This is a genomic window from Microbacterium sp. Se5.02b, assembly GCF_019464375.1.
In the GTDB taxonomy this organism is placed as follows: domain Bacteria; phylum Actinomycetota; class Actinomycetes; order Actinomycetales; family Microbacteriaceae; genus Microbacterium.
Genome location: NZ_CP080491.1, coordinates 247,457 through 273,545, shown reverse-complemented (window position 1 = coordinate 273,545; position 26,089 = coordinate 247,457). Strand labels below are relative to the sequence as shown.

Below are 26,089 nucleotides of genomic sequence, written 5' to 3'. Positions count from 1 at the left end.
TCGTGCCATCAGTGTCGTTCGCCTCGCTGGTACCTTCGCATCATGCCGTCGCCGCAGACTCTCGCCGCCCTTCGCGCCTTCGTAGCCGAACGGGACTGGGACCAGTTCCACTCGCCGGAGAACCTCGCGAAGAGCATCTCAATCGAGGCCGGCGAGCTTCTCGAGTGCTTCCAGTGGTCCCCGAAGTTCGACCAAGAACAGGTCGAAGCGGAGCTCGCGGATGTCGTCACGTACTGCATCCATCTCGCGAACAAGATCGGCGTCGACCTCGACGAGATCGTCATGAAGAAGTTGGAGTCGACGAAGGCGAAGTATCCCGTCGAACTGGCCAAGGGCCGTATGACGAAGTACACGAAGCTCTCCGAGGCGCCGGAGTGACCGACTTCAGCATCCAGCGCCTTCCTTTCCGCCGTGACGCTGTTGATACCTGGGCGCATGACGACAGCCGGCACACCAACTGGCCAGTCGTCTATGTGCTCGAAGGAGACGCCCAACGCAGTTCGCCCGGGCTCTACGTCGGTGAAACCGTGAGCGCGGCCACCCGTATGCGTCAGCACCTCGCCGGTTCGAAGAAGAACGAGTCCCTTGAATCGATCCGCGTCGTCGTGGATCACACGTTCAACAAGTCAGTCTGTCTCGACCTTGAATCGCATCTCATTCGCTGGTTCTCGGGCGACGGTCGATACCGCATCCTCAATGGCAACGACGGCCTGACAGATGCGCAGTACTACGACCGCGACCTCTATCGTGAGTCGTTCCGTAACGTGTTCGAGGCGATGCGAGCAGAGGGACTCTTCTCGCGGAGCATCCCGCAAATCGAGAATTCTGACCTGTTCAAGCTCTCGCCCTTCAAAGCTCTGACCGACGACCAGGGCGTCGCGATCATGGACATCCTGGAGGGGTTGCTCGAAGATCTTCAGGACCCTGGCGCTCGATCAACGCTCGTGGTCCAGGGCAACCCGGGAACAGGGAAGACGATCATCGCGATCTTCCTGATGAAGTTGCTGGCCGACATCCGCGACTACGACGGCGTCGAGCCTGACTCGATGTTCTCGGAGTTCTTTGTCCCCGAGAATCGCAAGCTGCTCAAGACCCTTCGTATGGCGCTAGTCATCCCGCAGCAGTCTCTGCGGATGTCGGTGAGGAAGGTCTTCAAGAAGACGCCCAAGCTCGATGCTGCGATGGTGATGTCGCCATTCCAGCTCGGCGAATCCGACGAGGCTTACGACCTCGTTCTCGTCGACGAGACCCACCGCCTCGGGCAGAGAGCCAATCAGGCGTCGGGGGTGCAGAACAAGAAGTTCCGCGAGATCAACGAGGCTCTGTTCGGAAGCGACGACCCTCGTTACACCCAGCTCGACTGGATCAAGGCTCGCAGCAAACATCAGCTCCTGCTCGTCGATGGGGAGCAGAGCGTACGGCCGCATGACCTTTCTCCGGCGGCGCTCCATGCAGAGGTCAGTGAGGCGAAGGATGCGCATCGATTTTTCCGGCTGACGACCCAGATGCGCGTACAGGCGGGCGCAGACTACGTCGAATTCGTCCGCGCCCTTCTGCGGGATGAAGAGCCATCCCTCCCCAGCCTCGGTGAATATGAACTTCGCCTCTTCGACGACCTCCGAGAGATGCGCGATGCCATCCGGCAGAAGGATGCTGAGGTCGGCCTTTCCCGCCTCGTCGCAGGGTACGCGTGGGAATGGGCGTCGAAGAAAAACCCAGACGCATTCGACATCGAGATTGACGGTGAGCGCATGCGGTGGAACGGCACAGATAAAGACTGGATCAACTCGAAAGGGTCGCTCGAAGAGGTCGGCTCGATCCACACCGTTCAGGGGTATGACCTGAACTACGCAGGCGTCATCATCGGGCCCGACCTCCACCTCGACCCGACATCCGGTCGGATCGTCGCTGATCGCGAGAGCTATCGGGACAAGAAGGGCAAGGAGAACACCGGGCACCTGAAGGATGCGTTCGGAGACGATGACCTATTGACGTTCATCCGAAACATCTATGGGGTGCTGCTAACACGCGGGATGCGTGGAACGTACGTCTACGTGTGTGATCCGGCCCTGAGAGAGCGTCTGGCCGCGGCGCTCATGCGCTAGCTCCGCCCCCACCAAACCTCTCCCCCGAGCTCACCTGCTGCGCCACCCGTCGCAGCGCCAACAGCAGCGGCTCCACCAGCACCGACCCCAGCACCACGTACCGCACCGCCGCTTCCGCAGACTCCCCGGCACCCCCGCGATCTCCGCATCCGCGATCCGCCGCGCGCTCGCGAGGTACTCCGCCATCGCCGCATCCGGCACGGTGAAGCCGACACGCTCCAGCCCCTCCAGCGCGCGAGCCACCGCGTGCAGCACGGCCTCGTCGCACATCCCCGGCTTCCACCCGAGTCCGGCCACAAGAGCCTCGGCGTCGGTCAAGTCCAACGAGTCGTCCACCGGCGGAGTGATCGCCGCATGCGCCTCACCCAGCAACTCATGCGCATTCTCCGGCGGATCATCCAAAGCGCCCAGCACGCGCCGCGTCTCGGCGATGCTCACTCCCGCATCGAGCAGCGCCCGGATCACCCGCAGCCGCTCCACGTGCTTCTCGCCGTACGCGGCCTGAGTCGCAGACGACCGCTCGCCCTCGGGAAGCAGCCCCTCGCGCAGGTAGTACTTGATCGTCGTCACGGTCACGCCGGTCTGGGCTGACAGTTCGGAAATTCTCATGGCCACCTCTTGACTTCGATAGTAGCGCTATCCATTATGGATAGTGAAACTATCTAACCAAGGAGTCCTCATGTCGAAAGTCATCACGGGCCGCATGACCCACCGCCACGAGGGCGAGCTCGTCGTGTTCCACATCGGGATGCAGATCAACCGCTGGTGGCGCCCCGACCTGTGGATGCCGGCCTTCTTCGCCATGCCCGGGATGCTGCGCGAACTCAGCACCGATCCCGACTCGGGCATGCTCGGCTACCACCTGCTCTTCGGATCGGGCGGACCCTACGTGGTGCAGTACTGGTCATCCGTCGACAAGCTCTACGCATACGCGTCCAGCCCGGACCAGCAGCACCGCCCCGCGTGGACCGCCTTCAACCGCGCGGCCCGCAAAGCTCCGGGCGCTGTGGGGGTGTGGCACGAGACGTTCCGCGTCGACACCGCCGAGAGCGTGTACGTCTCGACGAAGCCGATGGGCCTGCCGAAGGCCACGGAGCTCGTCGAGGTCGGGAAACGTCAGGACCGGGCGCAGGCGCGGTTCGCGGCGGGGCGGACGGAGGCGAGGGACGAGGCGACGACGACCTGAGCAGTCGCGACGCCCGGATCACCGACGATCGAGGAAGACTCGTTTGCGTCGTCAAATATATTGATAACGTCCTCATACGTGTGTTTCCATGGTGATGGTCGACGATGAGGTCGATCGCGGAGCAGCAGACGAGAGCACAGACCAGAGGCGGGCTGCCCAGGGCTTCGCCATCGGGACGTGACATGAATGCAGCAGGGCGGGCGGCAGTGGCCGCGATCGTACTCAGCGCGATCGCGGCCACTGCCACGTCCTGCACGCCCGACTTCGACAAGAGCACATCCCCGGACTTCGCTCTCACGTCCGCCGAGGTCGTCTTCGCCGCCGGTCACCCCTACCCCGTCAACTTCATCTTCGTCGCGCCGGAGAGCGATGCCATCTGGACCGACTTGACCGGTGTCGAACTACCGGGCGATGCGTCGGTCGGCCCCGGCGAGTTCGATGTCATCCGAGGTGCGGTGGTGGACGGATACCAGCTGGGGAACATCACCTTCGAGATCACCATCCCCGCGGATGGCATCGCTTTCGAGTCGATCGGGCTGGTCTACGCGCACTCGACGGAGCCGGAGTACGTGGACGTCGGGTCATGGACCCTCACCGAGGCACGACCCGAAGAGTTCGCCACGGCAGACGCCAGGGCTGAAGTCACCGCCATGTCGGAGTGCACCCGCGCCGAGCTCCCGGTCCCGCACCCACTGGCCTCGGTCGGCAAGTTCAGAACGGGATCCTCCGCTGTGTCCGCGGAGGATGTGGCTCTCGCGCCAGACCGCGGGGCGATCGACATTGCCCTGTCCTGCACCGACGACGCGGACTTCTACGTCATCAGTCCGACGCTCGACTACACCGACACCGAGGGCACGGAGAAGAGCACTCGCCTCGCTCCCATCGCCATCGGCTACCAAGACATCGACGACGCCGACTTCCGCCGCATACGACAGCGGTGAGGAGGCTGAGCGCTTCGGCCGCGAGGGGCAGACACACTGACTCCGACAGAGTAACATTTTACTTCCGACACACTGATCAAGGAGCAGGGATGCATAGCGACGACGAGCACGTGACTACCGGGAAGCCCCGTGGCACCGCACGTGAGCGCGCATGCATTGCGGCGATGGTCCTCCTCGGAGGCATGCTTCCGGTCGTCGCGAAGCTGCCCCTGTTCCAAGACGCTGTGTGGGTGTTCTGGCTCGCGGCCCTCGCGCTCATGCTCGGCGCGCTCGCACTGGTCGTGCGCGTCACCTGGCGCGAGCGACGCTCCAGCGGACACTAGCCGCGAATCCTCGACTTGCTGCGTCGGGGTGGTCCGCGGTCGGGAGGAGTCCGCGATACGGAGGAGAGAATCGGGAGAAGTGACCTCCGAACGGCGGAACTCCTCCGAAACGAGGAGCGCGTCGCGCGGGGAGCACCGCAGTCGGGAGGAGATCCGCGATACGGAGGAGGGATTCGGGAAGAGAGACCTCCGAACGGCGGAACTCCTCCGAAATGGGCAGGGCTGCCGCGCGAGGGTTCCCACGAGGAGGGGTGCCCAGAGGAGAGGGTCCCGTGCGGACCAGGCCCGCCCGAGGCTTACCCCGCGATGCCCCGGAGCAACCGCACCACGGTGTCTTCCACGCGGTCGGCACTCAGCGGCTGCCCGATCAGCGCGGAGTACGACGCGATCGCGATGAACTCGTCCGCGACGGCGGCAGCATCCACGTCGGCCCGCACATCGCCCGCATCCCGTCCGCGTGACACGCGCTCCGCGACCCACTCCCGGATCGGCGCCGCCAGCCTCTCGTTCAACACCAACCCCAACTCCGGATCAGCCGCCGTCACCTCGATCAGCGCGCGCGCCAGCGACACCCCCTCGGGTCGAGCCAGCCCCGCGGACACGGCCGTGAACCACGCCCGCAGGTCCGCCCCGAGATCCGACGTCATCGGCACCCTCGCGTCGGCGCCCGGCACCGAGCCCTCGAGCAGCGCCTCGCCGAGGATCGCGGCCTTCGACGGCCACCACCGGTAGATGGTCTGCTTCGACACCTCGGCCGCCTCGGCGAGACCCTCGATCGTCACGGACTCGTACCCGTCTGCGGCGAGCGCACGCCGCATCGCCTCCAGCACGGACTGGCGGGCTTTCTCACTGCGAGGACGAGGCACCATTCCACCGTACAGAGGCGTACACTGGAACATAAGTAGACGCACCGTTGCGAAACCCGAGCAAGGAGAAAGAGCATGGCCCTCACCGCACACTCCACCATCGGCGACTGGATGAACGACCCGACCGGCGGCCCGCTCATCCGTGGACTCTTCGAGCAGACGGGCGCCGACCCCGAGCTTCTCACCCCCGTACTCGGCCTGCCCCTGCAGCAGCTCGTCGCCATGAGCCAGGGCCAGCTGCCCCAGTCGGTCGTCGACGACCTCGTGCGCGCCGCGAACAACGGCGAGATCCCCGAGGACGACGCCTCCGAGGGTTGGGCCGAGAAGCCCACCTCCGGCCGCTTCGCCGGCAAGACCGTGATCGTCACGGGCGCCGCTTCCGGCATCGGCAAGGCCACCGCCTCGCGCATCGCCCGCGAAGGCGGACGTGTGATCGCGAGCGACATCGCCGCCGAGAAGCTCGATGCCCTCAAGGCGGAGCTGCCGGATGCCGACATCGTCACGGTCGCGGGCGACCTCACCAAGCAGGACGCGATCGACGCGGTCCTCGCCGCTGCGGGCGACCGCATCGACGGCCTCGCGAACGTCGCCGGCATCAACGACGACTTCTCCCCGCTGGCGAGACCCCGGACGCCGTCTGGGACCGCGTCATCGCGATCAACCTGACCGCTCCGTTCAAGCTCATGCGCGCGGTCATCCCTGTCATGGAGAAGGCCGGTCGGGGTGCGATCCTCAACGTGTCGAGCGAAGCGGGCCTCCGCGGCAACGCCTCGGGCAACGCCTACACGGCCAGCAAGCACGGCATCATCGGCGTCACGAAGTCGGCCGCCTTCATGTACGGACCGAAGGGCATCCGCGTGAACTCCGTCGCCCCGGGCGGCGTGGCCACCGGCATCCCGATGCCCCCGAACATGTCGGAGTACGGCTCCGGCCGCCTCGCCCCGTTCCAGCAGGCGATCCCGACCGTCGCCACAGCCGAGCACCTGGCCGCGTCGATCACGTTCCTGCTGTCGGACGACGCCGTGAACATCAACGGCGCCATCCTCGCCTCGGACGGCGGATGGTCGGTGCAGTAAGCGCCTCATCCCGCGAGACCGACGCCCCCGCCGACCCGAACGGTGGGGGCGTTTCGCGTTTCCACCCTGTTCCGTGCCGGGATCCCGGCACGCGCAGCGTCACGCGCTTCGGGGGCGTCAGCGCTTCGTCGTGAGGACGACCGTTGTGAGGGCTGCCGCCGTCAGACCCAGCGCACCGACTCCGAGCAGCACCAGGCCCGCGGGCCAGACGGCCAGCAGGACGACGTCGTACATGTCATCGCCTGCCGGCATCGATTGGTGGATCGTCCCCGTATTCGTGAGGGCGATCCCCGCGATCAGCGCGATGAACGGAAGCCCCCAGGCGAGCATCCACGACAGACGCCGGATGGTCGTGCGCTGAGTCTCATCGTGCGTCGCCGCGTCCGCAGCATCCTGAGTCGCGTCCATGCCTGCACCCTATCGGGGAGATCGCAGCGCGCCCGGATTCTCTCCGCTCCCGGCCGGATGCAGACGCGGCCAGAGGGCCCGCATCCGCCCGACCGCTGCACGCACCAGCGCCGCGTTGCCGGGGCTGTCGAGCCGTCCGGCAACAGGAGCGTGTCTTCGAGTCCGATGCGCGAGTCCCGCCCGAGCTCCACCGCGAGGTCGAACGCCGGCCACGCGGATCCTTCCTCACCGTGCAGCAGGATCGGAAGGTCGGGCTCCTCGAGCGCGACGTGCGCGATCATCGCCTCGGCATGGTCGCGCACCACCTCCGCGGGTTCATCGGGGAGCTCGATCAGCACACGCAGACACCCGCTGCGCAGCGGTGAGCGCTTCCACACCTCGAGCCCCGCCGCGTCCCACAACCCGGCCTCGACCGCGACCCCGCGACCCACGAGCAGCGCGGCCACCTCTTCGGCGCCCGCCTCGTGCCAGTTGACGGACGCGTGGTCTGGCAGCTCCGTCCAGGCCTCGATCGACGCGAGCCGCCGCCCGACATCGGGTTCCGCCCATGCACCGGTCGTCACGCCGACGGGAACACCGGGCGTCGCGGCCCGCACCGCCCGCACCCAACGGGCGACATCTTCCGCGTCGAGGCTGTCGCGACCGGCGGCGTCCTTCGGGTGCACATGCACCTCTCCCGCTCCGGCCGCGACGGCGCGCGCCGCATCCCCCGCGACCACGGTCTCGTCGGCGCTCAGCCACGGATGCTCCGCGACATCGCGTGCACCGTTGATACATGCCTGCAGCAGCATCATCCGATCAGTTCGCGCGGGTGGAGGCCGTAGACGCTCGCCATCTTGGACGGCCCCTCTTCGGCGCGCACGGTATGGGCGACCTGACGCGCGACCGCCGCACTGCGACCGACTTTCACAGCCTCGGCCTCGTCTTCGAAGCTGCTGCCCAACGTCTGCGATTCACCCTCGATGCGGTTGAACCAGATGCCGTTGCGGTGGAACGTCTCGATGTCGCCGGTGGCCATGGGAATCCTCTCTGTCGGGATCCTTTCTACGCCGGACCACCGACGCGAGGGGAGCCCCTTGACACCCTCGCCGCCGACGTCCGAGATGCAGCTCAGCGGTGGCGGGAGTGCTCTCGCACGGCGGCTCCCATCGCAGCGAAGGCCTCTTCCAGGATCGGGCGAGGCGTCGCGAACACCACCCGCACGAACTTCTCGGCACCCCTCCCCAGCAGCCGCCCCTCCGTGAGCACGACCCCGGCATGGTCCCGGAAGAACGCGGCGGGCGGGTCGGGGATTCCCAGGGCGGCGGTGTCGATCCACCCGATGTACGTCGCCTCCGGCACGCGGTACACGGCACCGGGCAGGTGCTCGTCGACCAGAGTCGCGAGATCGTGTCGAGACCCGTCGAGATACTCGATCACGTCCGACAACCACGGCCTAGCGTGGCGATACGCCGCGGTCGATGCGACGACGCCGAGGGTGGCCGCGCCGTGCTGCACCGCGAACCCGAACCGCTTGTACAGCTTCTGATCCGCCTCGTTCGAGGTGATCAACTGCGCGGTCTTGAGGCCGGGGATGTTCCACGCCTTCGAGGCACTCGTCCCGGTCACGGTGTGCGCCGCCGTGGCCTCCGACACCGAGGCGTAGGGGACGAACGGCGCTCCGCCGTAACGCAGCGGGGCATGGATCTCGTCCGCGAACACCCGCCCGCCATGCCGCTCCACGACCTCGGCGATCGCCTCCAGTTCCGCGCGCCCGGCGATCGTCCCTGTGGGGTTGTGCGGGTTGCAGAGCACGAGCGTCCGGGCGCCGGCGGCGAAGGCCTCGTCGATCCGCTGCAGGTCGTGCTGCCATCGTCCGTCGACTTCGAAACCAGGGACCTCGATCACCGGATGCCCGACCGTCGGCAGATATGTCAGAAACGGCATATATGCCGGAGTCGGCACGATCACGGGTGAGCCGGCCGGCGCATACTCCTGCACCGCCACCCCGAGAGCCGCCATGACATCCGACACCGGATGCACGCGCTCGGGGTCGACGGCCCAGCCGTACTCATCGCGCATCCACTCCGCCGTCGCCACACCCAGATCCGCCGCCTGCGGAGGAGAGAGGTACCCGAGGTTCTCGTCGTCGATCGCGCGGTGCAGCGCGTCCGCGATCTCCGGAGCGACGCCGAAGTCCATCTCCGCAACCCACGCCCCGATGCGCCCAGGATGCAGACTCCACTTGCGGCTCTGCGGGCGGTCGAGGAAGAGGCGCGTGCGGGCATCGAAGGGATGCGTGGAGTGGTCCACGGTCATGATCGGGGTCCCGTCAGCTCAGCCGACGGCGCCGGTACAGGTCGGGCGCGGGGCGCGGATCTCGGACACGGGGAACTCCATTCGCAGCGGGTCCGACCAATCTACGGATGCCTCCTCGCCCTCGCATTCCACGTTTCCATCCATGACGGTCAGGCGCTCCCGCGCGACGTCGGTCACGCGTTCAGGATCCGTATAATGTTACGTGTCATCCTCGATGGGCGTCCGCGGCTCTCTGCACGGTCGTGGCGCTGGGGGCCTGAACTGGAGGAGATGAGATGACTGAGGAAGAGCGCGGCGCGTCGGACGCGGTTCTGATCCTGGAGGCCGTGGCGCGACTCCTGCGCGCATCGCCGAACCACGAGATGAGTGCGGACTGGGTCGCCATGCACGCCGAGCACCTCGAGCACGCGGCGCGGATCACCGCCGAGGAAGCAGGCGTCCCTCCCGAGAACCTGCGGGTCCCCCGCCTCTTCGCGTCGGCGGAATGGGAGCGCGCGCTCGCGCCGATCCTCTTCGCCCCGCGCGAGCTCGAGACCGTGTATCAGAACCTCGGGTACCCTCCGGGGACCGCGACCGCGCCCTCCGAAGGGGCCCGCCGGTCCCGACTGGTGCACGCCCGCCGATCGGGGCGCTCCTGACTCGTCGGCGTCAGGGCATGGCCCCGGCTCCTTTTCGAAGGCACCCGCTGGTAACGTTCCCTTGACCGTCGGCACCACATCTCGGAGGGCAGTGATGAGTGAACGAGCGCGCCGCCCGACCGTCAAGGAGGTCGCGAGCCGAGCCGGTGTGAGCCCCATGACGGTCTCGCGCACGCTCTCGGGTGGCGTGAACGTCAAGCCCGACGTGCAGCAGCGCGTCATGGAAGCGGTCGCCGAGCTCGGCTATCACCGCAACGAGAACGCCCGCAGCATCCGCCCCGGTCAGTCGAGCGGACTGATCGGCGTCGCGATCACGAACATCGCCAACCCGTACTACAGCACCTTCGCGCTCGGCGTCGAGGAGGAGGCCGCCCTCACCGGCCGCCGCATCCTGCTCGGCAACACGTCGGAGGATGCCGCGCGCGAGGCCGACCTCGTCGGGGACTTCCTCGGCCGCCGCGTCGACGGCCTCATCGTCGTCCCCGCCGGCACGAGCTCCGCACATCTCGCGCACTCGCAGGCGCAAGGCGTGCCCGTGGTCCTCGCCTCGCGCCGCATCGACGGACTCGCCGCCGACAGCGTCGTGCTCGCCGACGACGACGGCGCCTACCGCGGCACGACCGCCCTCCTCGACCACGGCCACACCCGCATCGGCTATCTCGGCAACGCGCTGTCGATCTTCACGGGAGAGCGCCGTTACGCCGGGTTCGTGCGCGCCCTGCACGACCGAGGCCTCGCCCCGGACGCCGGTCTCGTCGCCACGAACCAGCAGACCGTCGACCAGGCCCGTACGGCCACGCGCGCTCTCCTCGACGCCGCGCATCCGCCCACGGCGATCTTCTGCGCGAACAACCGCAACGCGATCGGCGCCCTCAAGGAGATCAGCGCCCAGCTCGGCTCCGGCTCGCGACCGGCGAGCACCTTCCCCGAGATCGTGAGCTTCGACGACTTCGAGCTGGCGGAGCTCTCCCCGTGCCGATCAGCGTGATCGACCACGACCCGCGGGAACTCGGCCGCACCGCCGCACGACTCCTCCTCGACCGCCTCGACCGCGGCGAGCGCGACGCCGCACCGCGTGCCGTGGAGCTCCCGGTCTCTCTCCGCGGGGTGCGCTGACTCGGCATCCACATCTCGGCCGGACGATTCTCCGAGTCACGGACACTACCGGACGAAGTCGTGGGGGAACGTCGGGGGATCGTCCACTGTTCGGCGGATCGTCACGGGCTCCCGGTCGGACGATTCCCGGAGACCCGAACGACTCCGGGACCCAGGAGGACGATTCACCGAGACACGGACACTTTCCGGACGAAGTCGTGGGGGAACGTCGGGGGATCGTCCACTGTTCGGCGGATCGTCATGCCGACCGCGGGCGAGAAGCCGTGCGCTCGGCAGTCTCCTGACATCCGGGCCTGACATCCGGGCCTGACATCCGGGCAGGTGTTGACACCCTCACCTCTCATTGATAACGTTACCAACCATCGACGAGGACGTCGGATGAGTCGACGAGGAGGCCGGATGGAGCTGTGCATCGATTTCGGGGGCACCGAGATCAAGCTCGCCCTGATCGACGGCAGCCGCGTCATCGCCTCGGGCCACATCGCCGTGCAGGGCAGCCCCGCCGACCTCACCGCCGCGGCTCTCGAGGCGCGACGACTCCTCACCGAAGCCGATCGGTCCGCCGACGCCGTGGGCATCGCGGTGCCCGGGGTCGTCGAGCCCCGCACCGGACGGATGCTCCACGCCAACGCGAAGTACGACTTCCTCCGAGACCTCGACCTGAAAGCCTGGTCCCTGACCGCGGTCGGCGTCGCAGCGACGGTCGAGAACGACGCCCGTGCCGCCCTGATCGGCGAGGTGTCATCCGGCAGTGCCGCCGGCGAGCGCGACGCGGTGCTCGTCACCCTCGGCACCGGCATCGGCACCGCGGCCCTGATCGACGGCACACCCCTGCGCGGGCGCACCGGCCACGCAGGGATCCTCGGCGGCCACCTCACGGTCGACCTCGATGGACCCGAGTGCCCATGCGGCAATGTCGGATGCGGAGAGGCCATCGCGAGCACGTGGGCTCTCCCCCCGGGCGTCACCATGACCGAGGTCTTCACCACCGACGCCCACCCCGACATCAACGAGCGGTACCTGCACGTGTGGGGCGCCGTCGTCACCTCACTCGTGCACTCCTACGACCCCGCGGTCGTCATCCTCTCGGGCGGCATCCTGCGTGCGGGCGACGCCGTCCGTGCACCCATCGAGGAGTACGTCCGCGCCCACCTGTGGCCTTCGCTCACGCCACCGCTCTTCGTCGTGCCCCCGAACCAGAACTCTCCGTCGCCCGCGGACTCAGCGTCCTCGCCCGCACCGCGACCACCCCCACCGCCACACCGCAGGAGGAACAGTGACCACCCCGATCAGCGACATGCACGAAGGGCACACCACCCGAGGTCGCTACGACACCCAGCCGACCGTGGCCCTGCCGGAGGGGGAGCGCATCCTCCGCGGCGCCGAGGGCTGGACCGCGGCCGCCGAGCTCGCCGAGGCCTGCGCCCGCGTGACCGGCACCACGCCCGTGCTGCTGGTCGACGCCTATCCCGGCGTCGACGTGCCCGCTCACCGCCCAGGTGCGCGCGGCCCTGCCGGACTGGACGCTCCTCGACGTGGAGACCGCCGCCCTGCCGGTGGCCGAGGTCGAGCAGCTGATCGCCCCGAACCTCACCGACGACCGCGTGTTCGGCGTCATGAGCCACTTCGCGCTGACCGACTTCTACGATGCCGTGAAGCTCGACGCCGTCGCCGACAGCATCGCCGGAAGCCCGACCGTGGTGATCGGCTGGGGTGCGGCGCTCCTCTCTCCGCGGCTCCCCGGCCCTGCGGCCACGGTGCTCGTAGACATGGCCCGCTGGGAGATCCAGCTGCGTCAGCGGAAGGGAGCCACGAACTGGCGCGCCGACAACCCCGGCGAAGACAATCTGCGCAAGTACAAGCGCGGCTTCTTCGTCGAGTGGCGCACCGCCGACCGGCACAAGCGCTCCCTGTTCGACACGGTCGACTTCGTGCTCGACGGCAACGCGATCGCCCCGGCGGAACAGCACCCCGACGCGCCGGATGCCGGCATGATCACGGGCGCCGCATTCCGTCAGGCCCTGCAGGACGCCGCGCACCGGCCCTTCCGCGTCGTGCCGTTCTTCGACCCCGGCGTGTGGGGCGGACAGTGGATGAAGAACCTGATCGGTCTCGACCCCTCGAAGGACAACTACGCGTGGTGCTTCGACTGCGTGCCGGAGGAGAACTCTCTCCTGCTGGAGGGCGAAGGCGGCGTGATCGAGATCCCCGCGCTCGACCTCGTCTTCAGCCGTCCTGTCGACCTGCTCGGCGCGAAGACCTTCTCGCGGTTCGGGGCCGAGTTCCCCATCCGCTTCGACTTCCTCGACACCATGGACGGCGGCAACCTGAGCCTTCAGGTGCACCCCCTGACCGACTACATCCAGAACACCTTCGGCATGCACTACACGCAGGACGAGAGCTACTACATGCTCGACGCCGGCGACGACGCCGTGGTGTACCTCGGCACCAAGGAGGGCATCGACCGCGCGGAGATGCTGCAGGACCTGGCGACGGCCCAGGACGGCGAGTATCCGTTCCCCGCCGAGAAGTACATCAACTCCTTCCCGGCCCGCAAGCACGACCACTTCGCGATCCCCGCCGGCACCGTGCACTGCTCCGGCGCGAACTCGATGGTGCTGGAGATCTCGGCGACGCCGTTCATCTTCACATTCAAGCTCTGGGACTGGGGCCGCGTCGGCCTCGACGGCATCCCCCGCCCCGTGCACCTCGATCACGGGACGCGCAACATCCAGTGGGACCGCGACACCGCCTGGGTCGGCGACCAGCTGCTCGACCAGGTCGAGACGATCCGCGCGGACGGCGATGTGATCGAGGAGAGCACGGGCCTGCACGAACTCGAGTTCATCGAGGTGCGCCGGCACTGGTTCGCTCAGGGCGCCGACCACGACACGGAGGGCACCGTCAACGTGCTCAACCTGGTCGAGGGGGATGAGGTGCGAGTGGTCAGCCCGACCGGCGCCTTCGCACCCTTCGTGATCCACTACGCCGAGACGTTCATCGTCCCTGCCGCCGTCGGCGCGTATCGGATCGAACGCACCGAGAACTCGCAGAGCGCCCGCTTCGCGACCGTCAAGGCGTACGTGCGCGGCTCGCGCACGAGCGACAACTGAACACACGCAGGACCCGAATCACAGCAATGACGCACCATCGCGAGGATCCCGACCGGGAATCCCTTGCACCGCACTCATCACCTTGGTAGCGTGAAACCAGATTTCTGGTAACGATACCAAACGAACAAGGGAGTTCTGAATGATTACGCGACGCACGATCGCCGCCGCCGCGGCCGGTCTCCTCCTCGGCACCCTGGCTCTGGCCGGGTGCGCCGGCGACTCCGACTCAGGAGACTCCGGAGAGGTGACCGGCACGCTCGACTTCTACACCGACAAGGCGGCGTGGAAGCCCGACTTCGAGTCGCTCAACGAGGTCAGCGGCGACGCCGTCGACATCACGCTCAAGACCACCGGCTACTCGGACGCGAACCAGTACGACGCCTTCATCAAGCAGTCGTTCCGCACCGACAAGTCGCCCGGCCTGTTCACCTGGCACACCGGCGACTCGCTCAAGCAGCTGGTCGACGAGGGCCTGGTCGCCGAGACCACCGACATCTGGAGCAAGGCCGTCGACGAGGGCTGGGTCAGCGAAGACCTGCGCGACAGCTACACCTTCGACGGCAAGCAGTACTGCGTGCCGATGAACATCGCCTACTGGATCATGTTCTACAACAAGGCCGCCTTCGCCGACAACGGCGTCGAAGTGCCCACCACCTGGGACGAGCTGAACACCGCCGCCGAGACGCTGAAGGATGCCGGGGTCACCCCGTACTACCAGACCAGCGTGCTCTTCACGTTCCAGTGGTTCCAGCACCTGGTCGCCTCGACCGACCCCGACCTGTACGAGGGACTCACCACGGGCGAGGTCAAGTACACCGACCCCGAGATCGTCGACGTCATGAACGTCTGGCTCGAGGAGCAGGAGAACGGCTGGTTCAGCGACGCGGGCAGCACCACCGATCCCGCGGTCGGCCTCAAGCAGGGCGACTACGCCATGATCAACTTCGGCACCTTCTTCGCCGGCAACCTCGAGGGTGCGGGCATGACCTCCGACGACTACGGGATGTTCGCGATCCCGGCGGTGAACGACAGCCTCGACACCACCCCGGTGGCCGTCGAGTCCGGCCCGATCTGCACGGCCGAGAACTCGAAGCAGCGTGACCTCGGGCTCGCCTACGCCGAGTGGTGGATGTCCCCTGACGCGCAGACCGCCTGGAACGACGCGCATGGCGACGTGGCGTTCAACCCGAAGGCCGAGGTCTCCGACCCCGCGCTGGCCGAACTCGGCGAGCAGATCGCCGGCGACGACTACTCGCTGTACGACCGGTTCTTCGAGGCCATGCCGACCGAGATCGTGACCACAGCGATCGAGCAGTTCGGCGCCTTCAACGCCAACCCCGGCGACCCGATGCCGTTCCTGGAGAAGATCCAGGCCACGGCTGACAAGTACTGGGCAGAGCAGGAGTAAGCGGGCGGATGGCGCACCAGAAGACGCCGTACCAGTGGTCCGCCCGGGGCTTCATCGCCCCGGGCGTGATCCTGGTCGCGGTCCTGCTCTACCTCCCCCTGCTGTGGACGGTGTTCCTCAGCTTCACGAAGTACAACGGCCTCGGCAGCCCCGACTGGATCGGACTCGACAACTACGTCGAGATGTTCACCGACGGCGACTTCGTGGGCTCCGCGATGAACACCGTGCTCTGGGTGATCGGCACCCTGATCATCCCGGTCGGCATCGGCCTGGCGATCGCTCTGCTGACCTGGAACCTCGGCGGTGGCATCTGGCTGCGCCTCCCCTTCCTCATCCCCTACGCTCTCTCCGGCATCGGCGTCGGCGTGGTGTGGTCGTTCATCCTCTCCTCCGGCGGTGCACTCGACCAGGCCCTCGCGGCCTTCGGCATCACCGACCCGCCGCGGTGGCTGCTGGATGCCCCGCTCAACACGATCGTCATGATCATCGCCTCGTCGTGGCAGGGCGTCGGCGTGAACGCCCTGCTGTTCACGATCGGCCTGCAGGCCATCCCGAAGGAGCCGCTCGAGGCCGCGCGTATCGACGGCGCCGGCGGCGTGCGCCTGTTCACCAGCATCCTGTGGCCGATGCTCCGCCCGCTCACCGCCGTGGTCGTCGGACTCTCGATCGTCGCGAGCCTGAAGACCTTCGACATCGTCTGGGGCATGACCAAGGGCGGACCCGGCACGGTGTCGGAGACCCTGGCGCTGACCATGTACAAGGAGACGTTCGTGAACAGCGACTACGGACTCGGCTCGGCGATCGCGGTGTTCCTCACCGTCATCACCCTGGTCGCGTCGGTGCTGTACCTGCGTCAGCAGCTCTCCCCGAAGAAGGAGATGTGATGTCGAAGATCATCCGCACCGCCGTCCTCGTCATCCTCGGGATCGTGTGGCTGCTGCCCGCGTACCTGCTCGTCGTCAACGCGATGAAGGACCCGATGACCTTCACCTCGAAGGAGTCCTGGATCCCGACCGACTTCCACCTGTTCGAGAACTTCGCCGACGCGTTCGAGCTCTCCGGCCTCGGCGACAGCATCCTCAGCACCCTCATCTACTCGATCGTGTCGCCCACCATCGCGGTGCTCGTGGGGGCTGCCGCCGGATTCGCGATCGTGGCGCTGCGGCTCAAGCGCGGTTTCCTGTGGTTCGTGGTGATCTTCGGCGGCACGGTGTTCCCGCTGCAGATGGTCCTGCTGCCGCTGTTCGACGCGTACTCGCGCATCGGACTGTTCGACACCCGCGTGGGCATGGTCATCATCTACACCGTCATCTCGATCCCGTTCTCGGCGTTCGTGATGCGCAACTTCTTCACGGGCGTCGCGCACAACGTGTTCGAGGCCGCGGTGCTCGACGGCGCCACCACCTGGCGCATCTTCGTGCGCCTGTACCTGCCGATGGCATCGAGCGCCCTGGTCGCGATCTTCATCCTCCAGGCCACGTTCGTGTGGAACGACCTGCTGCTCGGCCTCACGCTCAGCCAGTCCGACGACATCCGCCCGATCATCACCACCCTGTCCGGCATGCAGAGCACCTACGGCGGCGCGCAGATGTCGGTCGTGCTCGCGGCGGCCGTGCTCGTGTCGCTGCCCACCGTGATCCTGTTCCTGTGCACCCAGCGGTTCTTCGCCAAGGGCCTCGCACTCGGGCAGTACTGACCCGCATCCACCGCCGCCACTCCGCCGCGAAAGGCATCATGCATCCGCTCATCCCCACCGTCGAGGATCTGTCCGCCGATGCGGTCACCCACCACTACGACGACATGATCGCGCCGTCGGGCCTGACGAACATGCTCGGCACCGTGCGGGTCGACCACGACCTCGCGGCCCTCAGCGCCGTGCAGTTCCCACCCGTGTCGCAAGGACTCACCCAGACCGGGGTGCTCTTCATCGACGGCCGGCTGTTCGCGTCGTACGCAGCGCCCGTCACCCACGAGTGGCGGCCGGACCGGGTGGTGCGACGGGCGACCGTGGGAGAGCTCGAGATCGAGACCACGACCGTGTGCGTGCCGGGGAAGACCGCCGTGACGATCGACATCGCGGTGCGGAACACCGGTGCGCGGGAGAGGGAGGTGCGGATCGGCCTGTCGGCCGCGGCCCGCGTCACCCGCTCGGCGGACGCCTGGCTCGACGCGGAGTCGCCGTCGGAGCGCGACACCGTGACGGTCGACGGCGAGCGCCTCGTGTTCGCCTCGGCGGACGAGGCGGCCTGGAGTGTGCAGGGACTCGTCGGAGGCGAAGCGGCCCTGAGCGGAGTCGCCGAACTGCCCGACGCGTTCGACACCGGCATCGGGGGCAACGGTCGCGGCGGAGAGCTCTCGACCACCCTCACCGTGCCGGCCGGCGGGACAGCGCACACCGCGTACGTGCAGGCGGTCGGCATCTCCCGACGCGACGCCTCGCGCACCTACGACCAGGTCACGGCGGAGGTTCCCGCTGCGGTCCGCGCGGCGGAGGAGTTCTGGAACCGCCAGCTGCGCGCCGCGTTCGACCCCGACGACGGCGAGTTCTCGGGCGCGCTGCCGGTGCTCGAGACGGCATCCGCCCCGCTGCGACGCCTCTACTGGTGGGCCGTGCTGGGCGTGATCTGGTTCCGCCGCGACTTCGCCGGCAACGTGCTCGGGCGGTCGTACGACACTCTGATGCCGAACTACTGGGGCACGACCACGTTCATCTGGGACTACAGCCTCAGCTCCCTCAGCCATGCGCTCCTCGACCCCGCCGAGATGCGGAATCAGGTGCGGCACTGGATCTCACTCGACATCCACTCGCACTTCGGCACCTCCTCGCTCACCGGCGGACCCGTCGGGCGCTGGTACTCGGTGAACGACTACGCCATGACGCGACTCGTGCACGACTACGTGCGCTTCACCGGAGACGTCGCCTTCCTCGACGAGATCGTCGGCGATCACACCGTCGCCGCCGCCGTGCGGGAGTGGGCGATGGCGTGGAAGGACTTACGCCGAGACTCGCCCCTCGCCGACTACGGCGAGATCGACAACCTCCTCGAATGCGTGAGCTCGTACACCCATGAGGTCGCCGGTCTCAACGCCGCGAACGTGTGGAGCATGCGCACGGCCGCCGCTCTGGTCGAGCTCCAGGGCGACGAGACGGCATCCGCCGCGCTGCGCGCCGAAGCCGACGCGCTGCTCCCGGCCGTGATCGAGCGCTACCTTCCGGGCACCGGGGTCTTCGCCGCCGGTCAGCCCGACGGCACACGACTGCCGGTGCGGCACTGCTACGACTTCAGCGTGGTCGGCACCACGATCGCGGACGATCTGGCGCCGGGCATCCGCGACGAGATGGTCGGCTTCTTCCAGCGCGAGCTGCAGACCGAGAACTGGATGCGCGCCCTCTCACCGTGGGATCCGGATGCCAGCTACAGCGTGCGCCCCGACCACCAGTGGAACGGCGCCTACCCCGCGTGGCCCGCCGACGCCGGACGTGCGCTCGCCGCCCTCGGCGCTCCCGGCGTGCTGACCGACTGGATCGAAGGGCTGTCGCGCACGGCGAACCAGGGCCCGATGGGGCAGGCGCACTTCGTGGAGGAGGCCGTGTCGGGGATCGGCGGCGGCGCGCGGAAGGCCCCGCCGCAGCTGCCCTACATCATCGACTGGTCGTGCTCGTCGTCCGGCGCCTGGGTCGAGCTCGTGATCGAGGCGCTCTTCGGAGTCTCCGTCGCCGCCGACGGCGCGGTGCGCGCGGCCGGCTGCGTCGCGGCACTCGATCCGCACGCCGTGCTGCGAGGCCTTCGCGTCGGCACCCGCACCTACGACATCGACGCGTCGGGCGGGATCACCGCGACCCCGGCCGATGACGCACCCCAGACGGCGAAGGACCGCACGACCACGCAACACCCCAACGAACACGAAGGAGTGATCGACATGAGAAGACGCATGATCGCGGCCGGTCTGGCCGCCGCATCCCTCTGCGCAGGCGCACTGTTCGCCGCACCGGCGAGCGCGGCGGTTCCCGCCGGAGGAGGGCACGGCGGCGGACACGGTCACGGCCAGTGCTCGCTGGTCGACAAGACGCTCACGGCGACCTCGACCGTGGATCAGGACCTGACCGCGCAGTTCACCACCTACGGGAACACCGGGGGCGAATGGACCGGCGGCGACAGCACCTACTCCCTGCCGCTCGGCAAGGGGAAGACGGGCTGGTTCTTCTCGGACACTTTCCTCGGCACGGTGAACCCCGACGGCTCGCGTCCGACCGACTCCCCGTTCGTGAACAACTCCGTCGTGGTGCAGGACCGTCGCGGCACCCTGACCACCATCACCGGCGGCACCCCCGAGAACCCTGCCGGCATCATCCCCCCGGAGCCGGACGGCAAGTGGTACTGGATCGGCGACCCCACACCCGGGCGTCACGGCACCGTGCAGGTCCCGCTGCTGCAGTTCGCCCGCACCGGCACCGGGCAGTGGGACTTCGCCTGGACCGCGAACCGGCTCGCGACGCTCGACGGCGAGACGCTGCAGCTCGAGGGCATCGTCGACCTCCCCTCGGCGACCGGGATCAACTGGGGATCCTGGACGCTCGAGGAGCGCGGCATCACGTACATCTACGGCATCGCCGACCCGGGTGGCGTCCGGTCGGCCTACGTCGCCAGGGCGCAGGGCGCAGACGGCCTCAAGGGCGCCTGGACGTACTGGAACGGCACGGGGTGGTCGGCCGCCGAGACCGACGCCGTGCCCGTCGTGCCTTATGTCGCGAACGAGTTCAGCGTCGCGCCCTTCCGTGACGGCTACCTGTTGGTGACGCAGGACACGTCGGAGCTGTTCAGCACCCGGATCGTCGCCCGCACCTCCTGCTCGCCGACGGGACCGTTCACCGACCCGGTCGAGTTGTACCGCACACCCGAGACCGGGGCACTGGGCAGCTACGGAGACCCCGATGTGTTCACGTACAACGCGCACGAGCACCCGAACCTGCGTCAGGGCAACCGCCTCATCGTGTCATACAACGTCAACACCTTCGACAACGTGGGCGACGTGTACGACGACGCCTCGATCTACCGTCCGCGGTTCATCGACGTGCAGCTGAAGGTCACCGGATGACGGACGACCGTGCGGCGCTCCGGGGGCTCCTCGCCTCCGGTGCGCCGCTCACCTGGGTGTTCACGGGCGACTCGATCACGCACGGCCTCATCCACACCCGCGGCGCGCGCAACTACGTCGACCACCTCCACGAGCTGATCCGGGGCGATGCCGGACGCGTACAGGATGCCGTGATCAACACCGCGATCACGGGCTGGCGTGCCGACCTGATCCTGGGCGACTTCGACCGCCGCGTCGCGCACTGGCGGCCCGACGTGGTGACGCTCATGATCGGCACGAACGACTGCACCACCGAGTGGCTCGACCCCGTGATCGAGGTGTCGGCGTTCGCGGAGTCGATCGCGGAACTCGTCCGGCGGGTGCGGGCGGTCGGCGCCATTCCCGTGCTGCAGACCCCGCCGACCGTCGATCTGCTGCATGCCCCTGATCGTGCACGGATCGGCGAGTTCGCACAGACGATTCGGGACGTGGCCGCGCACGAGGGTGTGCTGCTCGTGGACCAGCACGCCGCGTTCGCTGAGTTCTCCGCGGGGACCGGTCCCGGCAACGAGGGCACTCCGTGGGGGCTGCTCGACGACGCGTTCCACCCGAGCGCCGCGGGGCATGCCCTGCTCGCGCTCGGGCTCGCCGAGATGCTCGGCTTCGACACCCCCGGCTCCCCCGTGCTCACGGACCTTGCGGCCCGCGTGGCCCTGGCCCGGCATCCGCAGTGGCCGCCCGCCTGAGTCCGTCGAGGTGCGGATCCCGGGGTCAGGGCTGCACGTCGAGGACCCAGGTCACGCCGAAGCGGTCGGTGAGCATCCCGAAGCCGGCAGACCACGCCGAAGCCGCCAGGGGCTCGATCACCGTCGCCCCTCGGCGAGGCCGTCCCAGTAGCCTCGGAGTTCATCGAGGGAGTCCGACCGCAGCGACTGGAAGAACGTGCGGTCGGTGACCGTCGCGCCGTTCTGACGCACGGTCGTCCCCGAGGTCGCCGCGGGGTCGGGGTCGTCCTGCCCCGGGATGTCATAGGCCATCAGGCGCATGCCGCCCGGAGCCTCCAGCTGCCCGAACACCAACTTGTCGAAGCCGGGCGTACCCTCCGGCAGGCCGAACTGCCCGTAGGTGGCGGCGGTGACCGTGCCGCCGAACACCGACCGGTAGAAGTCGAGGGCGTCGCGAGCCGTGCCGCGGAAGTTGAGGTGCGTGGTCGTGGTGAGGGTCATGATCGTCTCCTTGTGCTGCGGTCCGCCGTTCGGGCCGTCGTGAGACAACGATCTCGACAGTAGAGGTCGGTTTCTGTCCTCTCCCTCGGGCACACTGAGGAACATGACCGGAAGCTCGTCACGGATGCTCGTGCTGCTGTCGCTGTTGCAGACGCCGCGGGACTGGCCGGGACGCGTCCTGGCCGAGCGGCTCGAGGTCACCCCGCGCACCGTGCGCCGCGACATCGATCGGCTGCGCGAGCTGGGGTATCGGATCGGCGCGACCAAGGGGCCGGACGGCGGATACCGCCTCGCCGCCGGGTCGGAGCTGCCTCCGCTGCTGTTCGACGACGACCAGGCCGTCGCGATCGCCGTCGCGTTGCAGACCGTCTCATCGAGCGGAGTCGACATCGAGGAGGGCGCGGCGCGGGCACTCGCCACCGTGCGCCAGGTGATGCCCTCGCGGCTGCGGCATCGCGTCGACGGCATCCGCTTCACCGGCGCGTCCGCGGATATCCGCGTCGATCCCTCGACCCTCGAGGCGGCGAGCGCCGCCGTCCGCGACCGGCAGGTGCTGCGCTTCGACTACGGGGACGATCACGATCGTCCCACGCGGCGCACCGAGCCGCACGCGGTCGTCGCCCGCGAGGGGCGCTGGTACCTCCTCGCGTGGGATCTCGAGTCGGACGAGTGGCGCACGTTCCGGCTCGATCGGATGCATCCGCGCATCCCGACCGGGCCCTCGTTCCCCCGCGTCCGCTGCCGGCGGCGGATGCCGCGACGTATCTGGCGGCGCGGGCGAAGGGCTCGACCACCGAGGATCGCTGGCCCTGCGTCGGCACAGTCTTGCTCGCCCTTCCCGCCCGCGAGGTCGCACCGTGGGTCGAGGACGGGACGCTCGAAGAACTCCCCGACGGCTCGTGCCGCGTGACGGTCGGCTCCTGGTCGTGGATCGGTGTGCTCGCGGCGATCGCCCGGTTCGATGCGCCGTTCACGGTCACGGGGCCGGAGGAGCTGCGCGAGGCCGCCGGAGTGTTGGCGACGCGGTTTGCGGCCGCGGGCGCGGCGGACTCTTCCTCCTGATCCAGGATTCCTTGCGACCTTTCCCCCTTCTCTGTGACTGCGCCGCCACGGGGCAAACGTATGGCCGGCTTTGAGGTTCACTGGTGCGATGACAAACTTTGCCATCGGCATTAGCGTGGAGGCATGGCCACGATGAACATCTCGCTTCCTGACGCACTGAAGGACTTCGTCGAAACGCAGGTGGCCGAACGCGGCTACAGCAACAGCAGCGAGTTCATGCGCGAGCTGATCCGCCACGAGCAGGCTCGCGAGCAGCTGCGGTCGTTGGTCATCGACGGGATGACATCTGGACCAGGTTCCGACGTAGACGAGGCGTACTTCGATCGACTCCGAGACCGCGTCCACGCAGACGCCGCCGACGCGTGACCGCAGGGCGGGTCGTCACCACCAGGCGGGCCGATGAGGACATCGACGAAGCGGTCGCCCGCTACCTCGATGAAGCAGGGCCACCGGTCGCGATCGCGTTCATCGACGACCTCCAGCACGCGATGAGCCAGCTCGCTGCGTATCCGGCGTTGGGATCGGCCCGCTTCGAGCTGGTGACGGAGATTCCCGACATCCGCGCCTTCCCTCTTCGAGGCCATCCATACCTCGTCATCTACACCGATGATCCGGACACCGTGCGAGTCCACCGCGTGCTCCACACGAGGAGAGACATCGCTGCAGCCCTTGCGGCCAGACCCAGCGCTCGCGGGAGAGGCGCACCGACCGCGCCGGTAGACTGAAGCTGCCCCGCCGGCCCCTTCCTTTGGAGTGCGCGTGACCACCGCCCCTGCACCTTCCCCCCAGCACGTCCCCGACTCCGTCGAGAACGCGATCGCGACGCCCGAGAAGGAGCAGCCCTACGGCGCCCTCGGACTCAAGCCCGACGAGTACGAGCGCATCAAGGAGATCCTGGGTCGCCGCCCCACCTCGGGCGAGCTGGCCATGTACTCCGTCATGTGGTCGGAGCACTGCTCCTACAAGTCGTCGAAGAACTACCTGCGCCGCTTCGGCCAGAAGGTCTCCGACGAGATGAAGGAACGCCTCATGGTGGGCATGGGGCAGAACGCGGGCGTCGTCGACATCGGCGAGGGCTGGGCCGTCACCTTCAAGGCCGAATCGCACAACCACCCCTCGTTCATCGAGCCCTTCCAGGGCGCGGCCACCGGTGTCGGAGGGATCGTCCGCGACATCATCTCGATGGGCGCTCGTCCCGTCGCGGTCATGGACGCCCTCCGCTTCGGCGCGGTCGACCACCCCGACACCGCCCGCGTCGTGCACGGCGTGACCAGCGGCATCAGCTTCTACGGCAACTGCCTCGGCCTGCCGAACATCGGCGGCGAGACCGTCTTCGACGCGGTGTACCAGGCCAATCCCCTCGTGAACGCGCTCGCCGCCGGCGTGCTCCGTCACGAAGACATCAAGCTCGCGAACGCGACCGGCGTCGGCAACAAGGTCGTGCTCTTCGGCGCCCGCACCGGTGGCGACGGCATCGGCGGCGCCAGCATCCTCGCCTCGGACTCGTTCGATTCCACGGGCCCGACCAAGCGCCCGGCCGTGCAGGTAGGCGACCCGTTCGCCGAGAAGGTGCTCATCGAGTGCTGCCTCGAGCTGTACCGCGACGAGCTCGTCGAGGCGATCCAGGATCTGGGCGCCGCCGGCATCTCGTGCGCGACGAGTGAGCTCGCGGCCAACGGCAACAGCGGCATGAAGGTCTCGCTCGACAACGTGCTGCTGCGCGACCCGTCGCTCACGGCCGAGGAGATCCTCATGTCGGAGTCGCAGGAGCGCATGATGGCGATCGTCGCCCCCGAGAAGCTCGACGCGTTCATGGCCGTCGTCGACAAGTGGGAGGTCGAGACCTCGGTGCTCGGCGAGGTCACCGGCGACGGCCGACTCATCATCGATTGGCAGGGGCAGCGGATCGTCGATGTCGACCCCTCGACGGTCGCGGTCGACGGACCCGTCTACGACCGCCCCGTCGCGTACCCGACGTGGATCGATGCACTGCAGGCGGATGCCGCCGAGAACCTCCCCCGCTCCTCCGACCCTGAGGTGCTGCGCGAGCAGTTCCTGTCTCTCGTCGCCTCACCGAACCTGGCCGACACGAGCTGGATCACCAACCAGTACGACTATTACGTGCTCGGCAACACCGCCCTGAGCTTCCCCGACGACGCCGGCATGATCCGCGTCGACGAGGAGTCCGGCCTCGGCTTCTCCATCGCCACCGACGCCAACGGCCGCTACTGCCAGCTCGACCCGTACGCAGGAGCACAGCTGGCCCTCGCCGAGGCGTACCGCAACGTCGCCGTCACGGGTGCGACCCCGACGGCGATCACCGACTGCCTCAACTTCGGCTCTCCCGAGAACCCCGAGGTCATGTGGCAGTTCGGCCGGACGGTCGACGGCCTGGCTGACGGATGCTACGAACTGGGCACCCCGGTGACGGGTGGCAACGTCTCGTTCTACAACCAGACCGGCGACGTGCCGATCCACCCGACCCCGCTCGTCGGCGTGCTCGGCATCATCGACGACGTCTCGCGGCGCATCCCCTCGATGGCAGGACGAGGGCCAGAACATCTACCTGCTCGGCACCACCGCGACCGAGCTGTCGGGTTCCGCGTGGGCCGACGTGGTGCACCAGCACCTCGGCGGACGCCCGCCGAAGGTCGACCTCGCCGGGGAGAAGCGCCTCGCCGGCCTGCTCGCGGCGGCCCGCGACGAATGGCTCATCTCCTCGGCGCACGACCTGTCGGAGGGCGGCCTGGCCCAGACGCTCGCCGAGGGCGTCATGCGCTTCGGCGTCGGCGCCCGCGTCTGGTTGAACGAGATCATCGAGCGCGACGGTGTGGATGCCGCATCTGCCCTGTTCTCCGAGTCGACCGGCCGCGTGCTCGTGACCGTGCCGCGCGAGGACGACGTCAAGTTCCGCGGCCTCTGCGAGGGACGCGGCTACCCGGTGATGCGCATCGGCGTGACCGACACCGAGGGCGCGAAGCTCGAGGTTCAGGGCGTCTTCACCGTGTCGATCGCCGAACTGCGTGAGCGCTCGCAGGCCACCCTCCCCGTACTTCGGCCCGACCGTCACCGAGCCGGTGGCCTGATGAGCGGCGACGGCCTCAGCGAGGACTACGGCGATCTCGGCGAGAAGCGCAACCGGCGCATCCGCATCATCGCGTGGACCGTCATCGTCGCGCTCATCCTCGGCGGCGGCGGCGCGACCGTGCTGACCCTGCTCCTCGGCTGAGCCCCCGCACGCGGGAGC

Annotated in this window: 25 protein-coding genes and 4 pseudogenes; 21 read left to right on the top strand and 8 right to left on the bottom strand. The window is 68.1% G+C overall.

Annotation, left to right across the window (positions count from 1 at the left end):
• Window positions 1-42: 42 nt before the first annotated feature.
• Together K1X59_RS01385 and K1X59_RS01380 are read left to right on the top strand one after the other, a co-directional pair.
• Window positions 43-378: a nucleotide pyrophosphohydrolase gene (locus K1X59_RS01385; protein ID WP_183151574.1), complete on the top strand. Its 336-nt coding sequence runs from the start codon at window positions 43-45 to the stop codon at window positions 376-378.
• The gene (locus tag K1X59_RS01380) at window positions 375-2,105 is read left to right on the top strand and encodes a DUF2075 domain-containing protein (protein ID WP_183151573.1); all 1,731 of its coding nucleotides are present in this window, start codon (window positions 375-377) and stop codon (window positions 2,103-2,105) included. Before K1X59_RS01385 ends, K1X59_RS01380 begins: the two co-directional genes overlap by 4 nt.
• A gap of 30 nt (window positions 2,106-2,135) precedes the next feature.
• Here K1X59_RS01380 and K1X59_RS01375 read toward each other — a convergent pair whose 3' ends face one another.
• Window positions 2,136-2,714 (bottom strand): MerR family transcriptional regulator, encoded by a 579-nt coding sequence (locus K1X59_RS01375; RefSeq protein WP_244632314.1) that lies wholly within the window; start codon window positions 2,712-2,714, stop codon window positions 2,136-2,138.
• A 70-nt stretch (window positions 2,715-2,784) separates the two neighbouring features.
• On the opposite strand from K1X59_RS01375, the gene K1X59_RS01370 reads away from it, so the two are divergent.
• The 3 genes from K1X59_RS01370 (at window position 2,785) to K1X59_RS01360 (ending at window position 4,555) form a co-directional block, all read left to right on the top strand.
• Entirely contained in the window at window positions 2,785-3,291 is a 507-nt protein-coding gene (locus K1X59_RS01370; RefSeq protein WP_183151572.1) for a DUF4188 domain-containing protein, read from the top strand.
• A gap of 206 nt (window positions 3,292-3,497) precedes the next feature.
• A complete protein-coding gene (locus K1X59_RS01365; protein WP_210274222.1) occupies window positions 3,498-4,232 on the top strand; it encodes a hypothetical protein in 735 nt (244 codons plus the stop codon).
• A gap of 164 nt (window positions 4,233-4,396) precedes the next feature.
• The gene (locus tag K1X59_RS01360; protein WP_183151570.1) at window positions 4,397-4,555 is read left to right on the top strand and encodes a hypothetical protein; all 159 of its coding nucleotides are present in this window, start codon (window positions 4,397-4,399) and stop codon (window positions 4,553-4,555) included.
• Between the two features lie 296 nt (window positions 4,556-4,851).
• On the opposite strand, the gene K1X59_RS01355 is transcribed toward K1X59_RS01360, so the two are convergent.
• Window positions 4,852-5,424 (bottom strand): TetR/AcrR family transcriptional regulator, encoded by a 573-nt coding sequence (locus K1X59_RS01355; RefSeq protein ID WP_258567011.1) that lies wholly within the window; start codon window positions 5,422-5,424, stop codon window positions 4,852-4,854.
• A 72-nt stretch (window positions 5,425-5,496) separates the two neighbouring features.
• On the opposite strand from K1X59_RS01355, the pseudogene K1X59_RS01350 reads away from it, so the two are divergent.
• A pseudogene (locus K1X59_RS01350) lies at window positions 5,497-6,497 on the top strand (SDR family NAD(P)-dependent oxidoreductase).
• 117 nt (window positions 6,498-6,614) lie between these two features.
• Here the strand turns inward: K1X59_RS01350 and K1X59_RS01345 are convergent.
• The 5 genes from K1X59_RS01345 to K1X59_RS01325 form a co-directional block, all read right to left on the bottom strand.
• Window positions 6,615-6,827: a hypothetical protein gene (locus K1X59_RS01345; RefSeq protein ID WP_258567010.1), complete on the bottom strand. Its 213-nt coding sequence runs from the start codon at window positions 6,825-6,827 to the stop codon at window positions 6,615-6,617.
• Entirely contained in the window at window positions 6,794-7,699 is a 906-nt protein-coding gene (locus tag K1X59_RS01340) for a 3-keto-5-aminohexanoate cleavage protein (protein WP_258567009.1), read from the bottom strand. The genes K1X59_RS01345 and K1X59_RS01340 overlap by 34 nt, the downstream gene beginning before the upstream one ends.
• A complete protein-coding gene (locus tag K1X59_RS01335; RefSeq protein WP_183151568.1) occupies window positions 7,696-7,923 on the bottom strand; it encodes a hypothetical protein in 228 nt (75 codons plus the stop codon). Before K1X59_RS01335 ends, K1X59_RS01340 begins: the two co-directional genes overlap by 4 nt.
• A 92-nt stretch (window positions 7,924-8,015) precedes the next feature.
• Window positions 8,016-9,203, bottom strand: coding sequence for a MalY/PatB family protein (locus tag K1X59_RS01330; RefSeq protein WP_183151567.1), 1,188 nt, complete (start codon window positions 9,201-9,203; stop codon window positions 8,016-8,018).
• A gap of 18 nt (window positions 9,204-9,221) precedes the next feature.
• Window positions 9,222-9,380, bottom strand: a complete 159-nt coding sequence (locus K1X59_RS01325; protein WP_183151566.1) for a hypothetical protein — start codon at window positions 9,378-9,380, stop codon at window positions 9,222-9,224.
• Window positions 9,381-9,478: 98 nt separating this feature from the next.
• Here K1X59_RS01325 and K1X59_RS01320 point away from each other — a divergent pair, with 98 nt between their 5' ends.
• The 10 genes from K1X59_RS01320 (at window position 9,479) to K1X59_RS01275 (ending at window position 21,300) form a co-directional block, all read left to right on the top strand.
• Window positions 9,479-9,841 carry a hypothetical protein gene (locus K1X59_RS01320; protein WP_183151565.1) on the top strand — a complete coding sequence of 121 codons (363 nt, stop codon included), beginning with the start codon at window positions 9,479-9,481 and terminating at the stop codon, window positions 9,839-9,841.
• A 94-nt stretch (window positions 9,842-9,935) separates the two neighbouring features.
• Window positions 9,936-10,829: a LacI family DNA-binding transcriptional regulator gene (locus tag K1X59_RS01315; protein ID WP_202045496.1), complete on the top strand. Its 894-nt coding sequence runs from the start codon at window positions 9,936-9,938 to the stop codon at window positions 10,827-10,829.
• Window positions 10,814-10,957: a substrate-binding domain-containing protein gene (locus tag K1X59_RS01310; protein WP_202045495.1), complete on the top strand. Its 144-nt coding sequence runs from the start codon at window positions 10,814-10,816 to the stop codon at window positions 10,955-10,957. The genes K1X59_RS01315 and K1X59_RS01310 overlap by 16 nt, the downstream gene beginning before the upstream one ends.
• Window positions 10,958-11,356: 399 nt before the next feature.
• The gene (locus K1X59_RS01305; RefSeq protein ID WP_258567008.1) at window positions 11,357-12,535 is read left to right on the top strand and encodes an ROK family protein; all 1,179 of its coding nucleotides are present in this window, start codon (window positions 11,357-11,359) and stop codon (window positions 12,533-12,535) included.
• Entirely contained in the window at window positions 12,493-14,070 is a 1,578-nt protein-coding gene (locus K1X59_RS01300; protein ID WP_258567007.1) for a class I mannose-6-phosphate isomerase, read from the top strand. Before K1X59_RS01305 ends, K1X59_RS01300 begins: the two co-directional genes overlap by 43 nt.
• 139 nt (window positions 14,071-14,209) lie before the next feature.
• Window positions 14,210-15,478 carry an ABC transporter substrate-binding protein gene (locus K1X59_RS01295; RefSeq protein WP_183151564.1) on the top strand — a complete coding sequence of 423 codons (1,269 nt, stop codon included), beginning with the start codon at window positions 14,210-14,212 and terminating at the stop codon, window positions 15,476-15,478.
• A gap of 8 nt (window positions 15,479-15,486) precedes the next feature.
• Window positions 15,487-16,362 carry a carbohydrate ABC transporter permease gene (locus K1X59_RS01290; RefSeq protein ID WP_183151563.1) on the top strand — a complete coding sequence of 292 codons (876 nt, stop codon included), beginning with the start codon at window positions 15,487-15,489 and terminating at the stop codon, window positions 16,360-16,362.
• Window positions 16,362-17,174, top strand: a complete 813-nt coding sequence (locus K1X59_RS01285) for a carbohydrate ABC transporter permease (protein WP_183151562.1) — start codon at window positions 16,362-16,364, stop codon at window positions 17,172-17,174. Before K1X59_RS01290 ends, K1X59_RS01285 begins: the two co-directional genes overlap by 1 nt.
• A 38-nt stretch (window positions 17,175-17,212) precedes the next feature.
• On the top strand, window positions 17,213-20,575 hold the full coding sequence (locus K1X59_RS20590; RefSeq protein WP_258567006.1) for a DUF4185 domain-containing protein: 3,363 nt from the start codon (window positions 17,213-17,215) through the stop codon (window positions 20,573-20,575).
• Window positions 20,572-21,300 carry an SGNH/GDSL hydrolase family protein gene (locus K1X59_RS01275; RefSeq protein WP_220173855.1) on the top strand — a complete coding sequence of 243 codons (729 nt, stop codon included), beginning with the start codon at window positions 20,572-20,574 and terminating at the stop codon, window positions 21,298-21,300. Before K1X59_RS20590 ends, K1X59_RS01275 begins: the two co-directional genes overlap by 4 nt.
• 25 nt (window positions 21,301-21,325) lie before the next feature.
• Here K1X59_RS01275 and K1X59_RS01270 read toward each other — a convergent pair.
• A pseudogene (locus K1X59_RS01270) lies at window positions 21,326-21,780 on the bottom strand (VOC family protein).
• A 103-nt stretch (window positions 21,781-21,883) separates the two neighbouring features.
• Here K1X59_RS01270 and K1X59_RS01265 point away from each other — a divergent pair.
• From K1X59_RS01265 to K1X59_RS01245, 5 genes and pseudogenes are all read left to right on the top strand, one after another.
• Window positions 21,884-22,842: pseudogene (locus K1X59_RS01265) on the top strand (helix-turn-helix transcriptional regulator).
• 123 nt (window positions 22,843-22,965) lie between these two features.
• Window positions 22,966-23,208 carry a ribbon-helix-helix protein, CopG family gene (locus tag K1X59_RS01260; protein WP_183151560.1) on the top strand — a complete coding sequence of 81 codons (243 nt, stop codon included), beginning with the start codon at window positions 22,966-22,968 and terminating at the stop codon, window positions 23,206-23,208.
• Window positions 23,205-23,567 (top strand): type II toxin-antitoxin system RelE/ParE family toxin, encoded by a 363-nt coding sequence (locus K1X59_RS01255; protein WP_183151559.1) that lies wholly within the window; start codon window positions 23,205-23,207, stop codon window positions 23,565-23,567. The genes K1X59_RS01260 and K1X59_RS01255 overlap by 4 nt, the downstream gene beginning before the upstream one ends.
• A 34-nt stretch (window positions 23,568-23,601) precedes the next feature.
• Window positions 23,602-25,928: pseudogene (gene purL / locus K1X59_RS01250) on the top strand (phosphoribosylformylglycinamidine synthase subunit PurL).
• Window positions 25,928-26,071 (top strand): hypothetical protein, encoded by a 144-nt coding sequence (locus tag K1X59_RS01245; protein WP_017202962.1) that lies wholly within the window; start codon window positions 25,928-25,930, stop codon window positions 26,069-26,071. The pseudogene purL and the gene K1X59_RS01245 overlap by 1 nt, the downstream one beginning before the upstream one ends.
• Window positions 26,072-26,089: the final 18 nt, after the last annotated feature.

Coding starts and splice junctions, on each gene's coding strand:
- K1X59_RS01330 (WP_183151567.1), bottom strand. CDS start 9,203: ATGACCGTGGACCACTCCACGCATCCCTTCGATGCCCGCACGCGCCTC.
- K1X59_RS01305 (WP_258567008.1), top strand. CDS start 11,357: ATGGAGCTGTGCATCGATTTCGGGGGCACCGAGATCAAGCTCGCCCTG.
- K1X59_RS01260 (WP_183151560.1), top strand. CDS start 22,966: ATGGCCACGATGAACATCTCGCTTCCTGACGCACTGAAGGACTTCGTC.
- K1X59_RS01340 (WP_258567009.1), bottom strand. CDS start 7,699: ATGATGCTGCTGCAGGCATGTATCAACGGTGCACGCGATGTCGCGGAG.
- K1X59_RS01355 (WP_258567011.1), bottom strand. CDS start 5,424: ATGGTGCCTCGTCCTCGCAGTGAGAAAGCCCGCCAGTCCGTGCTGGAG.
- K1X59_RS01335 (WP_183151568.1), bottom strand. CDS start 7,923: ATGGCCACCGGCGACATCGAGACGTTCCACCGCAACGGCATCTGGTTC.
- K1X59_RS01285 (WP_183151562.1), top strand. CDS start 16,362: ATGTCGAAGATCATCCGCACCGCCGTCCTCGTCATCCTCGGGATCGTG.
- K1X59_RS01245 (WP_017202962.1), top strand. CDS start 25,928: ATGAGCGGCGACGGCCTCAGCGAGGACTACGGCGATCTCGGCGAGAAG.
- K1X59_RS01295 (WP_183151564.1), top strand. CDS start 14,210: ATGATTACGCGACGCACGATCGCCGCCGCCGCGGCCGGTCTCCTCCTC.
- K1X59_RS01315 (WP_202045496.1), top strand. CDS start 9,936: ATGAGTGAACGAGCGCGCCGCCCGACCGTCAAGGAGGTCGCGAGCCGA.
- K1X59_RS01275 (WP_220173855.1), top strand. CDS start 20,572: ATGACGGACGACCGTGCGGCGCTCCGGGGGCTCCTCGCCTCCGGTGCG.
- K1X59_RS01375 (WP_244632314.1), bottom strand. CDS start 2,714: ATGAGAATTTCCGAACTGTCAGCCCAGACCGGCGTGACCGTGACGACG.
- K1X59_RS01370 (WP_183151572.1), top strand. CDS start 2,785: ATGTCGAAAGTCATCACGGGCCGCATGACCCACCGCCACGAGGGCGAG.
- K1X59_RS01320 (WP_183151565.1), top strand. CDS start 9,479: ATGACTGAGGAAGAGCGCGGCGCGTCGGACGCGGTTCTGATCCTGGAG.
- K1X59_RS01345 (WP_258567010.1), bottom strand. CDS start 6,827: ATGCTCGCCTGGGGGCTTCCGTTCATCGCGCTGATCGCGGGGATCGCC.
- K1X59_RS01360 (WP_183151570.1), top strand. CDS start 4,397: ATGGTCCTCCTCGGAGGCATGCTTCCGGTCGTCGCGAAGCTGCCCCTG.
- K1X59_RS01290 (WP_183151563.1), top strand. CDS start 15,487: ATGGCGCACCAGAAGACGCCGTACCAGTGGTCCGCCCGGGGCTTCATC.
- K1X59_RS01385 (WP_183151574.1), top strand. CDS start 43: ATGCCGTCGCCGCAGACTCTCGCCGCCCTTCGCGCCTTCGTAGCCGAA.
- K1X59_RS20590 (WP_258567006.1), top strand. CDS start 17,213: ATGCATCCGCTCATCCCCACCGTCGAGGATCTGTCCGCCGATGCGGTC.